The sequence below is a fragment of the Schlesneria sphaerica genome, from assembly GCF_044336245.1.
Taxonomy (GTDB): Bacteria; Planctomycetota; Planctomycetia; order Planctomycetales; family Planctomycetaceae; genus Schlesneria; species Schlesneria sphaerica.
In genome coordinates, this window is the sequence record NZ_CP172346.1 from 4753964 (window position 1) to 4766930 (window position 12967).

The 12967-nt window shown below is 58.0% G+C and carries 10 protein-coding genes; 7 read left to right on the top strand and 3 right to left on the bottom strand.

The window, feature by feature from the left end; all coding sequences use genetic code 11:
* The first annotated feature begins 48 nt into the window (after positions 1–48).
* The gene (locus ACGY09_RS17310) at positions 49–1296 is read left to right on the top strand and encodes a sulfatase-like hydrolase/transferase (RefSeq protein WP_397568703.1); all 1248 of its coding nucleotides are present in this window, start codon (positions 49–51) and stop codon (positions 1294–1296) included.
* A 163-nt stretch (positions 1297–1459) separates the two neighbouring features.
* Here ACGY09_RS17310 and ACGY09_RS17315 read toward each other — a convergent pair whose 3' ends face one another.
* On the bottom strand, positions 1460–2203 hold the full coding sequence (locus ACGY09_RS17315; protein WP_373653729.1) for a PEP-CTERM sorting domain-containing protein: 744 nt from the start codon (positions 2201–2203) through the stop codon (positions 1460–1462).
* A 519-nt stretch (positions 2204–2722) separates the two neighbouring features.
* On the opposite strand from ACGY09_RS17315, the gene ACGY09_RS17320 reads away from it, so the two are divergent.
* The 6 genes from ACGY09_RS17320 (at position 2723) to ACGY09_RS17345 (ending at position 7950) form a co-directional block, all read left to right on the top strand.
* Positions 2723–3484, top strand: coding sequence for a glycosyltransferase family 2 protein (locus tag ACGY09_RS17320; RefSeq protein WP_373653825.1), 762 nt, complete (start codon positions 2723–2725; stop codon positions 3482–3484).
* Positions 3481–4440: a mannonate dehydratase gene (locus ACGY09_RS17325; protein ID WP_373653728.1), complete on the top strand. Its 960-nt coding sequence runs from the start codon at positions 3481–3483 to the stop codon at positions 4438–4440. The genes ACGY09_RS17320 and ACGY09_RS17325 overlap by 4 nt, the downstream gene beginning before the upstream one ends.
* Before the next feature lie 3 nt (positions 4441–4443).
* Positions 4444–4761, top strand: coding sequence for a MazG nucleotide pyrophosphohydrolase domain-containing protein (locus tag ACGY09_RS17330; protein WP_373653727.1), 318 nt, complete (start codon positions 4444–4446; stop codon positions 4759–4761).
* 235 nt (positions 4762–4996) lie between these two features.
* Positions 4997–5791: an alpha/beta fold hydrolase gene (locus tag ACGY09_RS17335; protein WP_373653726.1), complete on the top strand. Its 795-nt coding sequence runs from the start codon at positions 4997–4999 to the stop codon at positions 5789–5791.
* A 267-nt stretch (positions 5792–6058) separates the two neighbouring features.
* Positions 6059–6460 (top strand): bifunctional nuclease family protein, encoded by a 402-nt coding sequence (locus tag ACGY09_RS17340; protein WP_373653725.1) that lies wholly within the window; start codon positions 6059–6061, stop codon positions 6458–6460.
* Between the two features lie 275 nt (positions 6461–6735).
* The gene (locus ACGY09_RS17345; RefSeq protein WP_397568704.1) at positions 6736–7950 is read left to right on the top strand and encodes a PQQ-binding-like beta-propeller repeat protein; all 1215 of its coding nucleotides are present in this window, start codon (positions 6736–6738) and stop codon (positions 7948–7950) included.
* A 262-nt stretch (positions 7951–8212) separates the two neighbouring features.
* Here ACGY09_RS17345 and ACGY09_RS17350 read toward each other — a convergent pair whose 3' ends face one another.
* Both ACGY09_RS17350 and ACGY09_RS17355 read right to left on the bottom strand, forming a co-directional pair.
* The gene (locus ACGY09_RS17350; protein ID WP_373653723.1) at positions 8213–9325 is read right to left on the bottom strand and encodes a type III polyketide synthase; all 1113 of its coding nucleotides are present in this window, start codon (positions 9323–9325) and stop codon (positions 8213–8215) included.
* A gap of 547 nt (positions 9326–9872) precedes the next feature.
* Positions 9873–12962, bottom strand: coding sequence for a valine--tRNA ligase (locus ACGY09_RS17355; RefSeq protein WP_397568705.1), 3090 nt, complete (start codon positions 12960–12962; stop codon positions 9873–9875).
* Positions 12963–12967 lie beyond the last annotated feature (5 nt).

The following is a 12967-nucleotide window of genomic DNA, read 5'->3' on the forward strand; positions in this document are numbered from 1 at the left end:
GGAAGTGGATCAGCGTTGTGAGTTCATCAGTCGCTGATGATTCGCACGGTGGTCTCTTTCCTTGGATTTCCTTCTCGTCCGAAGGGACGTATCGTCGCGATGCAGGCTGTCATCGTTTCCTTTGACTCACTGGCCGCCACCTCGTTGGGGTGCTTTGGTAACGAGTGGATCGAGACGCCGAACTGGGATCGACTCGCCGCGACAGGGGCTGTTTTCGACAATCACTTCGTCGATACCGTGAGCTCTCTCGCAGGCCTCGCCTGGGCCACCGGTCGACCCGCGATGCGGGCGAATGACGTCAGTCCCTCGCCCTGCCTGGGGGCTCTGCTGCGAGCGAACGGGATTCGCTCGCGTCTAATTGCCGCCGGGGCGGTGCAGGATTGGCAGCGTCACTTTCAGTTTGACGGGATGCAGCACGTCGATGGCCGCGAAGGCTTCGATGCGAAGCCCGACCAGACACCGTTTGCCGAAGTTGTGAAGCAGGCAATCACAGAGAGAGCAGATGGCGAGGATGCGCACGCTCATGAGTTGCTGTGGCTGCACGCGCCCGGGCCCGGTGCACCACCCGAAGGGTTTGATGCCCTGTATTTCGAAGACTTCGACGAACGAGGGCAGCAGACGGCGGAGCTGACGGATGCCGAGCGCGCGTGTCACCCGGCCGTCTACGCGGGATCCGTCTCGCTGATGGATCATTGGCTGGGTGAGCTGCTGAAGCATCTCGATGAGCAGGCTTCGAGCGAGCCGATGCTTGTGATTGTCATGGCTGCGAAGGGGGCCATCTGGAAGCCCGTTCGCGCATCCCGCGCGAATGCATCGCAGTCGCTGGCAGAGGTGCTCGGCGATCAGGTTGCGCGGACCCCTCTCGTTCTACGTGTGCAGCGGGATCCCCGGTTCGGTGATCTGATCTGCGTTCGATCAGATCGGCTGGTGCAAACCTGCGATCTGATGCCGACACTGCTCGACTGGTTTCAGGTTCCCCAGGATCCTTCCTCGATTCAGCTCGCCGGGCAAAGTTGGTTGCGTGAGGTGCTGGATGAGGTTCCACCTCGTGAAGATCTGGCATATGGAGACGGCGCCGACTTGGTCGCGGTGAGAACACCAGAATGGCTCTGCATTTCTCAGCGGCATGTTGGTCAGCAGGGTGATGAGCAGGGTAATGAATCTGTCGCGGAAGGTGCCTCTTCGCGCGTCGCGCTGTATGTTAAGCCTGAAGACTTGTGGGACATCAATGACATTTCTTCACAGCAGTCGGAAGTTGTCGCAGAGCTGCTGACTCGCTTGGGCAGGCCAAGCTGACGCCCACTCCGGCAGCGGCAACGTCAATCATCTGCTCCCGGTGGGGCTCGTTCAGGAGCCCGTTTCCACGCTTTTCAGTGTCTCTCCCCGGAAGTGCCCCGCTCGCGCGGCTCTGGTCAGAGATGCCGTGCGACGAGCGGGGTGATTGCCGGCCCTGCGTGGTTTAACGGGTAAGGCTGCGTCGGCGGTAATACCCCAGCGCGACGAGTCCGATGCCGAAGCCGGTCAATGTGCTGGGTTCGGGGACGGCTGACGTGGTTGAGAAGGTGAAGTCGTCGGCGGCCCAGTTTCCATTCAAGGGCTCGGGGTCTACGCGACTGATGCGATAGCCCGTGATGCCGACCAGGCTGAGGAAGCTGCTCGTGTCGAGTCGTAGCATGGGGTCGGCAAGCCCGTTGCCGATGCCGTCGTTGGGGGCTGGCAGATTGCCTGTGTACGGGTTGGTATCGGGAAGGTTGATCGATTCAGAACCCAGATCGCCCCCCGCGCCGAATGCGGTCACGGTAACCGAGATGGCACCCCCTCCGTAGCCATAGTACTCAACGCGGCCAAACCAGGCCTCAAGCAGGACGCTGGTGGTGCTGATGAGGAGGTCGTTGTTGGGGGTGTTGCCGTTGATGAGGAAGTAGTCTCCGGAGTGTGGAATTCCGAAGGTTGGGTTCGGCGCCGCACCGCCGACCCGGTACTCGCTTCCCGCCACGCCGAAGTTGCTCGCGAAAGTGACACCATCGATTGTGCTGCTCCCTCCGTTGGCGTCCGCAAGCGACTGCTGCTGTGTGGTGGGGCCGAGCGTCGGAAGGTTGTCGAAGTCAATCGTGAAGATTCCTGCCGAGGCAGACTGCCCGCCGAAAAGTCCGAGGAGCGTCACGGCCGCAAGGAGATAGCTGGATCGAGGCAGGAGCTTCATGAAAGAGTCTTTCTGAAAGGGGCCTGGAGTCACGAGCATTTTTGCTTGCGCGCTAGGAGTCGCAATCAGCTCTTGAGGCGCATTTTACTGGATGATTGTTTTACATTGGTTTCGAAATGAGTCAATTCGCTGCGGTGTGTTGTGTTTTAGAATACGTTGTGGTTCGTAGTAAGACCTCGGTTCCTTTTCCACTTACTTAGAGAAATGCTCAAAACGTTCCTCGGATTTCTGATCCCATCGACGCCGTTCAGTTTGAGAGAAAGATGAAGAGCACAGCCGGAACAGCGGGGCTGTACCCATTTCGATGTCGGGTTGCATTTCTTGCCTGCTGGACACCGAAATCGGTGACTCCTGGCGGTCGACCGTGGCGTCTGGCGGGCTCATAATGCCATAATCTTGCTCAAGTGGTTGCTTGGGTGATATCTGGATCAGGTTTAAACGCGGTTCTTTCCGGGAAGTTGAGCTTTGTCGAAGTCGTTGCCTTTCACTGTTCAGAAGCCCGGAAAGACGATTGCAGTGATGCCCGCTTACAATGCGGCGCGGACTTTGGAGCGGACGGTTGCTGATATTCCGCCCGGGTCTGTTGATGAGATCATTCTCGTTGACGATTGCAGTTCGGATAACACCGTCGAGATTGCCGAGCGGCTGGGGCTGACCGTCATCCGCCATGAGAAGAACCTGGGTTACGGTGGCAACCAGAAGACTTGTTACCGACGAGCTCTCGACAACGGTGCTGACTACGTCGTGATGATTCACCCTGACTATCAATACGACAGTCGTGTGATTCCTGCAGCGATCGAGTTCATCCGGTTGGGGATCTGTGACTTCATCATGGGGTCGCGAATCCGGACACGGCGCGAGGCCTTGTCGGGGGGGATGCCTCCGTGGAAGTACATTGCCAACCGGTGTTTGACGCTGGTTGAGAACATCGCTCTGGGACAGAATCTGGGGGATTTCCACAGCGGATTTCGAGCCTATCGTCGCGAAGTGCTCGAGACGATTCCGTACGAGACCAACTCGAACGATTTTGTCTTCGACAGCGAATTTCTGGCTCAGGCGGTCCATTTCGGATTCAAGCTGGGAGATATTCCTGTCCCTGTTCGCTACTTTGATGAGGCTTCCAGCATCAACTTCCGCCGTAGTGTGACATACGGGTTCGCGACCCTGAGCGTCCTCGGCAAGTTCTGGGCGCGGAAGACAGGTCTCTGGCGTTCCCCGCTGTTCGATCCCGTCTCTTCGCCGGAAGTTCACAGAAACATCGTTGAGGACCCGAAGAAATGATGCGACTGGCAACAGTCTTGACTCCCATGTCGGATGAAAATCTGACTCTGGCCGCTCAGTGCGGCGTCACCGACGTGGTGGCTCGGTATCCCGGGACCGATCTGGATGAGCTTCTGCGACTGCGTGACCGAATCGAATATTTCGGTATGAACCTGGCAGCGATCGAAGGGTATCTTCCGATCGAGAAGTTGAAGATTGGACAGGACGACGGCACCGAAGTCGCTGCCATGAAACAACTGATGTCGAATATGCAGAAGGTGGGGATCCGCTGGCTCTGTTACAACTTTATGGCAGGGACTGACTGGGTCCGCACGGTTCTTGATGCGCCGGAACGAGGCGGGGCGAAGGTGACCGGCTTTCACCTTGAGGATGTACACCGCGCGATGTCACTGAGCGCCAGTGCCTCGACCATCACGAGCGAACCGATCACGACCGAACAGTTGTGGCAGAACCTGAAGCACTTCCTGACCGTGCTGGTTCCCGCAGCGGAAGCGGCGGGGGTGACGATGTGTATGCATCCCGATGATCCCCCGCTTCCCGAACTTCTGGGGAAGGGGCGAATCATGAATTCGGTCGAAAATTTCGAACGTCTGGTGGACCTGGTGCCGAGTCCCTCGAATGCAATCTGTTTCTGCCAGGGGACCTTTGCCGCGATGGGGGTCGATATTCCCGCCACGATTCGCCGACTCGGTTCCCATATTCAATACGTCCACTTTCGCGACGTGAAAGGAAACCGGGAATCGTTCACGGAAACGTTTCATGACAACGGTCCGACGGATATGGCCGAGGCCATGCGGGCCTATCAGGAGATCGGTTTCTCGGGCCCCATTCGTCCGGATCATGTCCCTCAATGTTACGGAGAAGATGACGGGGAACCGGGATACACCATGCTGGGGCGACTGTTCGCTTACGGCTATATGCGCGGCTTGATGCACGCTACGGAAAAGCGGGGTTAAGGGATGACAGAGGCAGCTCCACTGACGCTACGGGACCTTCAGTCCCTGATCCAGAAGATGTATGGATCGAAGGATGAGGCTCGGGGCGTCGACGGCACGTTTATGTGGTTGATGGAAGAGGTGGGGGAACTCGCCTCTGCCTTGCGTGAGGGGACCCCCGAGGAACTGGCTCTGGAATTCGCCGATGTTCTGGCGTGGCTGGCGACGATTGCCAACGTCGCCGGGGTGGATCTGGATGCCGCTGTGCGCAAGAAATATGGTTCGGGCTGTCCCGGGTGTGGTCAGTTTCTGTGTCAATGTGATTTGAGTGAAAAGCCTTAGCAGGGCGAAGATCGCTTCGTCGTGGTGACGGGGCGTTACCGGTATCTGGCCTCGCTCGATACGTGTTGCGCCCTGCGGCCCGTCGTTTGATAAGTCTCAGAGACCTGGGCGGTATCAGGGCGATTCCCGGAACGGGTTATGCACGTTCGGTCGTGCTTTGCGGAAGAGGCAAGTCGACCCGCAAGGGGTGCCTGCTGGTCGATCACTTCACGGTATTGTTGTCGGAATTCGAACCATGTTGAGAACAATCGACGTTGCGGGTGTCCGCTATCGCGTGTCGGACGAAGGGACGGGGCCGGTGCTGCTACTGGTCCACGGGTTTCCTCTGGATCACACCATGTGGAAGGCTCAGATCGACGAGTTTTCGAAGACTCATCGTGTCATCGCTCCGGATCTGCGTGGTTTCGGGGGAAGTGATGGGCACCTGTATTCTGTTTCGATGGCTCAGTTCGCGGATGACCTGGCGGACCTGCTCGAAGGATTGAACGCCGACCGGCCAATCACGTTTTGCGGCCTTTCCATGGGGGGATACATCGCTTTTCAATTTGCGCTGCGGCATCCACGGTGGCTCAGTCGGCTTATCCTGTGTGATACGCGCGCCGCTGCCGACGCTCCGGAAGCGGCTGCAAACCGCTTGAAAATGGCCGATATTGTGACGAAGCAAGGACCTGAGCCGGTGGTCTGGGCGATGATGCCAAAGTTGTTTGCGCCGCAGTCGGCTCAGCAGCGACCGGCTCTGGTGGACGAAGTTCGCAGTACCGTCATGGCGACCTCGCCCGTGGCGATCGCGGCGGCACACCGGGGGATGGCGATTCGTGAGGACATGACAGGGATGCTTCCCAATTTGCATCTGCCAACTCTGGTCATTGTCGGGGAGCAGGACTTGATTACTCCCGCCGCCGAGATGAAGAGCGTGGCGGAGGCCCTTCCGAATGCGCGCTATGAACAGATTCCGGATGCCGGACATATGGCACCCATGGAAAACCCGGTCGCGGTCAACCAGGCCATTCGCCGGTTCTTGCGTGATTGATGCGCCCCTGCTCGGTTTGATCCGTCCGCCCGGATCGTTCTCCTGGGGCGAGGGGCACTGAAGAGATGCTGGCGTTTCCCATCCCGCTTGCCGTACGATGCTGACGAGTCAGAACGAGTTTCATTTGGCCGTCGTACGAATATACTTAGGGCACCACTGTCGACTTGATTGACCTTCTTCCGAGCGGAGTTGTCTGGGTCTGACCGGTGAGCAACTTTGACGACCGGGCCGCAGGGTCGCGTCGCAATTCAATTGGGAGTCCTACTTGTGCTTGTGCAGATGGAATTGGCCCGCATCATCATCAGTGAGATCAATGACCAGCAGGTCATCTTTCTGCGCGAAGTCGAAGGGGACCGGGAGTTTCCGATTCTGATCGGACTCTTCGAGGCGACGAGTATCGATCGATGCGTTCAGGGGGAAGAACCTCAGCGACCGCTGACACACGATCTGTTGAAAAACACGATCGAGGCGCTGGGGGGTGAAGCGCAGGATGTGCTGATCCACAAACTCGAAGAGCACACCTATTTCGCTTCGATCCGAATCCGGCAGGACGGGGAACTGGTTGAGATTGACAGTCGCCCGAGTGATGCGGTCGCTCTCGCAGTTCATTTCGAGCCTCATCTTCCCATCTACGTGGCTAAAGATGTGCTGGACGAAGCCTCCCGCTGACGAGCGATGTCAGCGCGACAGGGGTGGAGGAGCGAATCATCAGGGATCCCCGATGATTGAGTTTCGCCCGTTAACCGATCATAGTGTAATGACGGTATTCCAGTTCGCTGGCAGGGGGCCGTCACCGTTTCTGCAGCGACGATTTTTGTCCACAGCAGCAGTGTGCGATCCGGGTTGAGTCCGTCTGTCGTAAACTTTCAGGATGTGGTCCCCGGTCGGGCCTTGAACGAAGCACCCAGGTGCAGCCTCGCAAGTTCTTCCAAAGGGAAATCGAGATGCGATACGGAGTTTTTCTGTGCGTTTGGCTGGGATTGGGGACACTTTGTCAGGCAGGAGACTGGCGTCAGTTTCGCGGGAATGAATCGAATGGTCTGGGTGACGATATTGCGCCCCCTACGAACTTCTCAGCGACCGAAAACATCGCGTGGAAGGCGACACTTCCCGGCCGGGGACTTTCGTCACCAATCGTCGTGGGAGACAAGGTTTTTCTGACCTGTGCGAGTGGATTCCGCCAGGACCGTCTGCATGTGCTCTGCTTCTCGGCACAGGAGGGCAAGCTGCTTTGGGAGCGGCAGTTTTCAGCGACGGGGCGTACCACGACTTATCCGACATCGAGTGTGGCGTCATCCACTCCTGCGAGTGACGGTCAGCGCGTCTTCGCATTATTCTCCAGCAATGACCTCGCCTGTCTGGATCTGGATGGCAATTTGCAGTGGTTTCGTGGTTTGACCTACGATCATCCCAACGCTTCAAACAGTCTGGGGATGGCTTCGTCACCCATCGTCGTTGGTACCACCGTGATTGCGCAAATCGAAAACGATAGTGAGTCGCTGGCGACCGGAATCGATGTGACCAACGGGGTTTCTCGCTGGACTTCAGTCCGTCCGAAGAAGGCGAACTGGTCCTCTGCTGTTCTCTGGCCAAAACGGTTTGGGGGGACCGAGGATCTTGCGCTGCTGCAGTCTTCCGAGGGAATCGCCGCGATCAAGCCGATGACGGGGGAGGTCGTCTGGAAATACACCGACGGGGCATCGACAATTCCCTCATCCGTGGTCGCCGACGGAATTGTCTATGCCGTCTCGCACGGGATCACGGCACTCAAGCCGCCAACGGACAGTGCCAGTGTTGAACAGTTATGGCGAGCACCAAAGCTGGGCCCCGGGACCGGAAGTCCCCTCGTTTACAACGGTCGATTGTATTCGATCAATAATGCCGGGGTACTGCTGGCGGCTGATCTGAAGACGGGCGACACCAAGTGGCAACTTCGTATTCCCGGACCGTTTAGCGGTTCCGCTGTTGCTGCGGGAGGGCACCTGTTTATCTTCAATGAGAAGGGGGAAGGGCACTGCGTGAAACTGGATGAGTCTCGCGGAGAGCTGGTTTCAACAGGTGATCTCAATGGCGAACGGTTTCTTTGTACACCTGCCGTGAGCAACGGTGCACTCTACATCCGCAGCGACCAGACGCTCTGGAAGATTGCCGCGAAGTAGTTTTGCTTGGCCGAATTTTTGCAGTCACGCTCCCGCCCGCAGGTGGACACCTGGGACCCGGCTTTCCCCCGCACGGGGGACCTCGGGGGTATCGTTCAGACCGATCGCCTCAGCAAACGGATGCCGGTGCGCTGGCTGCAGGCATCCTGATCAGGCAGCACTGAAGAAACGAAATCAGCCGGTTGGTACTTGCCCAACCGGCTGATTGCTTGTCGTGATTAGCGTGAGAAGCGGTTGCTTCGCTCCTGGCTGACTCGCTGCGTCAGATTTCCGAATTGAGAATCATGGCTTCGATTGTCAGGCCGGGGCCGAAGCCGAGGGCAACGACGGGGCCGCGTCGTGGTTCTTCCTGAAGACGGTTGAGCAGGAAGAGGACCGTTGCGGAGGACATGTTGCCGTACTGCGCCAGGATCTCTCGTGCGGGAGCAACGTCCTCGCTGGAGAGTGACAGGGCGGCCAGGCAGGCGTCGAGAATTCGGGGACCACCGGGATGGATGGCCCATCCTGCGACGTCCTGAATGGTCAGGCCTTCTTTCGCGAGGAAGCTCTGCATCCAGGGGCCGAGATTCTTTTCGATCAGGGCCGGGACCTTCTGGGACAAGGTCATTTCAAAGCCGTGATCACCGATCCGCCAGCTCATCGCTCCCGTCGTTCCTGCGAGCAGGTGGGAACCGTTACGGATGAGTTTGAATTTCGACTGGATGGGGATATTGTTGGTTGCGGCTGAGCGGCAGACAACGGCTGCTGAACCGTCTGCGAACAAAGCGTTTGCGATGACTTTCTCAGTCGACCAGCCGTAGTGGTGGTGCAGGCTGCAAAGTTCGACCGAGCAAACCAGCACGACGGCATTCGGGTCTGCTTCGATGAATCCTTTTGCGACGCGCAGTGCGTTGAATGAGCCGTGGCAGCCCATGAATCCGACGTGCGTGCGTGCGGTGTCAGGGGAAAGACCGAGTTTCTGAATCAGGCCGATATCGAATCCGGGAGCGCTGAAGCCACTGCAGGAAACCGTCACCAGATGGGTGATTTCGGAAACGTCCTGGTCTGCGTGGGCGAGGGCCGCTTCACATGATTCCAGGGCCAGTTCGAGAGAATGCTCTTCGTACTTCTCCATACGGGCCTGAGTTGTCGGGCCGCGGTCCTCTTCGTTGCTGCGAGGCCAGAAGAAGCCCTCAGAGTCCGTTGGCACTCCGTTCGGCTCTTGCAGCAGCACGGTGCCTCGTTCATTGACGCCGGCACCCTGGTAAATCATCTGCATGACGCGGCGGTGTTCGTCGGAGTCACAGCACAACTGATGCATGACATCGTATGCCAGTGTCTGCGTGACACTACCTGCGGGTACCGCTGTTCCCAATCCTGTGATCAACATTGCCATCTTGTGAAAACCCCTGTCATGATCGGCTGCGACCGATCCGCCCCTACTCAAGAATTCGCCGTCGTGTACACAATGACAATTGGTTCAAGCGTGCAAAAAAAAAACCAGTGTTCCCGAACACCGTTAGTCCGGTCACACCAGCTTACTCAGTAACAAGTTTCCTGCGGAGGCTCGGCAACTCTTTATCAAGTCCTATGACGGCCAAATGCGACCTCCCGCCGCGGGAAAATGTCGCCAAATGTACTTGACTATCTTACGGTCTGGACTCTGCCATGCAAGGACTGATATTGAGATTTTTCCATTTCCCTGACGGTCCCGGACCGCAGGAAGTTGGATCGAGCAAAGTTGATAGAGTTTTCCTAAGTGGTGTTGTTCACCCACGTTGACGCGCAGGTAAGAGATGCAATTCCGCGGCCGAAAACCTGAATTCAGGATTATTTCAGAATTGGAAGTCTGCAAGTTTAGCGCGCAGCCCTCAAGTGTTGATGAAATTAACGCCGGCTGCAGGGACCGGGGCCTCCCCCCGGTCCCGCGCCAGTTTGTCTCTCTAGTTCGAAGCAGAGAGTTGCTGAATTGCTTCTTCGAGGCTCCGGAGCTGTTTCTGCAGTCCTGCGAGCGTCTCGCGAACCTCATTCACGACCTCTGCGGGAGCTCGGTCGACGAAGCTGGCGTTGCTTAATTTCTTCTGGTGTCCAGAAATAAAGCCCCGCAACTTGTCTGCTTCCTTGCCGAGGCGGGCGACCTCGGCCTGAAGGTCGACCAGTCCTTCCAGGGGCAGGTATCCGTCTGCATCCCCCAGGGAGAAGCTGGCGCTGGCGTTGGGGCGAGTCACCTCGGGGCCCGCCGCGGTGAGTGTCGCCTTGGCCAGCATTTCGAACTGAGGTTTCACCTGGGCGAGATCGCGAGCAATTTCCTGGGAACAGCGAACGGAAATTGACACCGCAATCGCCGGGCTGATGTTGTACGTTCCGCGGACGTTACGGACGGCAATAATCAGTTCCTGCAGCCGTTGGAAGCGGGATTCAAGAATCGGATCGCGGAGAGCTTCCAGACCGGTCGGCCACGGGGCGACGATGATCGCTTCGGATGCGGGGGCGGGGACAGGAAGTCCGCGCGTCGGGGCGATCTCACGCAGTCGCTGCCAGAGTTCTTCTGTGATAAAGGGGGTAAACGGATGCAGCAGTCGGAGTGTCGTATCGAGGACGGCCACGAGGACACGTTGTGCGGTCGGCTTGCGCTGTTCGTCTCTCAGACGTGGCTTGATCATCTCAAGGTACCAGTCACAGAACTCGTTCCACACGAAATCTCGCAGAGAGCGTGTTGCTGCGTCGAACTTGTAGACGCTGAGCAGTGATGTCAGTTCGTCTGTGACCGTTGCCAGTCGGGACAGGATCCAGCGGTCTTCGATCGCCAGGCCATTTTCCGCTTCTGGAGAATCGTTCGCGAGCGCTGCGTCGGGAGTGGAAAGGTCAACCACGCCAGCGACGTAGCCCTCCAGATTCAGCATGGCGAATCGAGCGGCGTTCCACAGCTTGTTGCAGAAGTTACGGCCGTATTCAAACCGTTCGATCACGATGCGTGCGACCGGTTCCCCTTCATCGGGAACGTAGTTCGGTGTGGCATACTGTGATTCTTTCTTGCATTTCACGCACTTGATGCGGGGCTTACCCGGTTTGAATTTCAGATGGTGCTGTTCCTGAGGAATTACTCCCTGGCAGTGGGGGCACTCGTATCCCACCGGCAGTCGCACATCCTGGGTCTCGCCCGCGAACGAGGCGATTGTGAACCGCATTCCGTCACAGCCGTACTTCTCGATGAGTTCGAGCGGATCGACGCCGTTCCCCTTGGATTTGGACATGGTCTGCCCGAAACCATCCTGAATTTTTGGATGGATGCAGACATGCCTGAAGGGGATGTCGCCCATGTTGTAAAGCCCGGTCAGCACCATCCTCGCCACCCACAACGTGATGATGTCGCGGGAGGTGACGAGTACGCTGCCGGGGTAGAAGTACGGAAGGACTTCGTTCCGGCCTGAGGCAGGCTGTGGCGACTCGCCAATCAGCGGGGGATTGTGCTCTCTGTCGGGCCAGCCAAGCGTTGCGTGGGGCCACAGCGCTGAACTGAACCACGTGTCGAGGACGTCTTCTTCCTGCGCGAACCCGTCCTGTTCGAAACGTTGCTCGATGTCGCGGTGCCCTTCGTCGAAACAGACTCGGATGGCGTAGTTCGCGTCATCGAACGAAACCGCTCCGTGGAACCACGGGGCCTGCTCCAGTTCCGAATCAAATCGATAACCTTCCGGGAAAGCCTTTTCGAACTCGTCTTTCGAGTAGGTTTTCGACCAGATGGGAATCCGATGTCCCCACCAGAGTTGGCGGCTGATGCACCAGTCACGCTTTTCGGCGAGCCAGTCCAGGTACGACGTACGATAGCGTTCAGGGTAGAACGTCACCCGGTTCTGATTCACCACATCGATGGCAGCCTGCGCCAGGGTGTCCATCTTCACGAACCATTGTTCAGAAAGATACGGTTCGATGGGGGTCTTCGAGCGATCGCTGTGCTTCATCGGAATCTTGCGATCCTCGACCTTTTCGAAGTGGCCGAGCTTTTCCATTTCGGCGACCACAGCCTGTCGAGCTGCAAGTCGGTCCTGCCCCTGCCAGATTCCTCCCTGCTCATTGAGGGTTCCGTCGGGGTTCAAGATATTAATTGGCTCGCCCATGGCGTCTTTGTTACGCGACCAGCAGGCATAGTCGTTGGGGTCGTGGGCGGGGGTCACTTTGACGCAACCGGTCCCCAGCGTTTTGTCGGCCAGCAACCCGTCGGCGACGATGGGAATCAGGCGTCCGTTCAGCGGAATGCGCACCCGTTTGCCGATGAGATGCGTGTATCGCTCGTCAGTCGGATGCACGCAAACCGCCGTATCGCCCAGCATGGTTTCCGGCCGCGTCGTACTGAACGAGATTCGTTCGCCCGTTGGCTGACCGGCTTCGTCGACGACAGGGTAGTTCATCGTCCAGAAATGCCCGTCAATTTCTTCGTCGTAGACTTCATCATCCGCGACGGCAGTCTGCAGATACGTGTCCCAGTTGACGAGACGCTTTCCACGGTAGATCAAGCCATCTTTGAACATTTTGAAGAAGGTCTGCCGCACGGCACGCGAGCAGACTTCGTCCAGCGTGAACCGAACGCGCCGCCAGTCGCAACTGGCTCCCAGGCTTTTCAACTGGCTGAGGATTCGCTTTTCGTAGGAATCCTTCCAGTTCCAGATACGCTTCACGAGGGCCTCGCGGCCGATGTCGTGTCGTGTCAGGCCCTCTTCTTCCAGCATTCGCTTTTCGACGACGGATTGCGTGGCGATCCCCGCGTGATCGGTCCCCGGCATCCAGAGGGCTTCGTAGCCCTGCATGCGGCGCCAACGGGTCAGCAGGTCCTGCAGCGTGCCGTTCAACGCGTGACCCATGTGAAGTGCGCCGGTCACGTTCGGCAGCGGGATCATGATGACATGGGGCGGTTTGGGGGTGGGATCACCCGGCAGTGGCGGATTGGCATCACAATCGCCACGCTCTTCCCAGAAGGGAGTCCATTTGGCTTCTGCGGCAGCAGGTTCGTATTGTTTGGGGATTTCAGTCGTCATAGATA

Bases quoted from the DNA above. Each gene is read 5' to 3' on its own strand.
- ACGY09_RS17315 (WP_373653729.1), bottom strand. From the start codon at position 2,203: ATGAAGCTCCTGCCTCGATCCAGCTATCTCCTTGCGGCCGTGACGCTC.
- ACGY09_RS17320 (WP_373653825.1), top strand. From the start codon at position 2,723: ATGCCCGCTTACAATGCGGCGCGGACTTTGGAGCGGACGGTTGCTGAT.
- ACGY09_RS17325 (WP_373653728.1), top strand. From the start codon at position 3,481: ATGATGCGACTGGCAACAGTCTTGACTCCCATGTCGGATGAAAATCTG.
- ACGY09_RS17330 (WP_373653727.1), top strand. From the start codon at position 4,444: ATGACAGAGGCAGCTCCACTGACGCTACGGGACCTTCAGTCCCTGATC.
- ACGY09_RS17335 (WP_373653726.1), top strand. From the start codon at position 4,997: ATGTTGAGAACAATCGACGTTGCGGGTGTCCGCTATCGCGTGTCGGAC.
- ACGY09_RS17345 (WP_397568704.1), top strand. From the start codon at position 6,736: ATGCGATACGGAGTTTTTCTGTGCGTTTGGCTGGGATTGGGGACACTT.
- ACGY09_RS17350 (WP_373653723.1), bottom strand. From the start codon at position 9,325: ATGGCAATGTTGATCACAGGATTGGGAACAGCGGTACCCGCAGGTAGT.
- ACGY09_RS17355 (WP_397568705.1), bottom strand. From the start codon at position 12,962: ATGACGACTGAAATCCCCAAACAATACGAACCTGCTGCCGCAGAAGCC.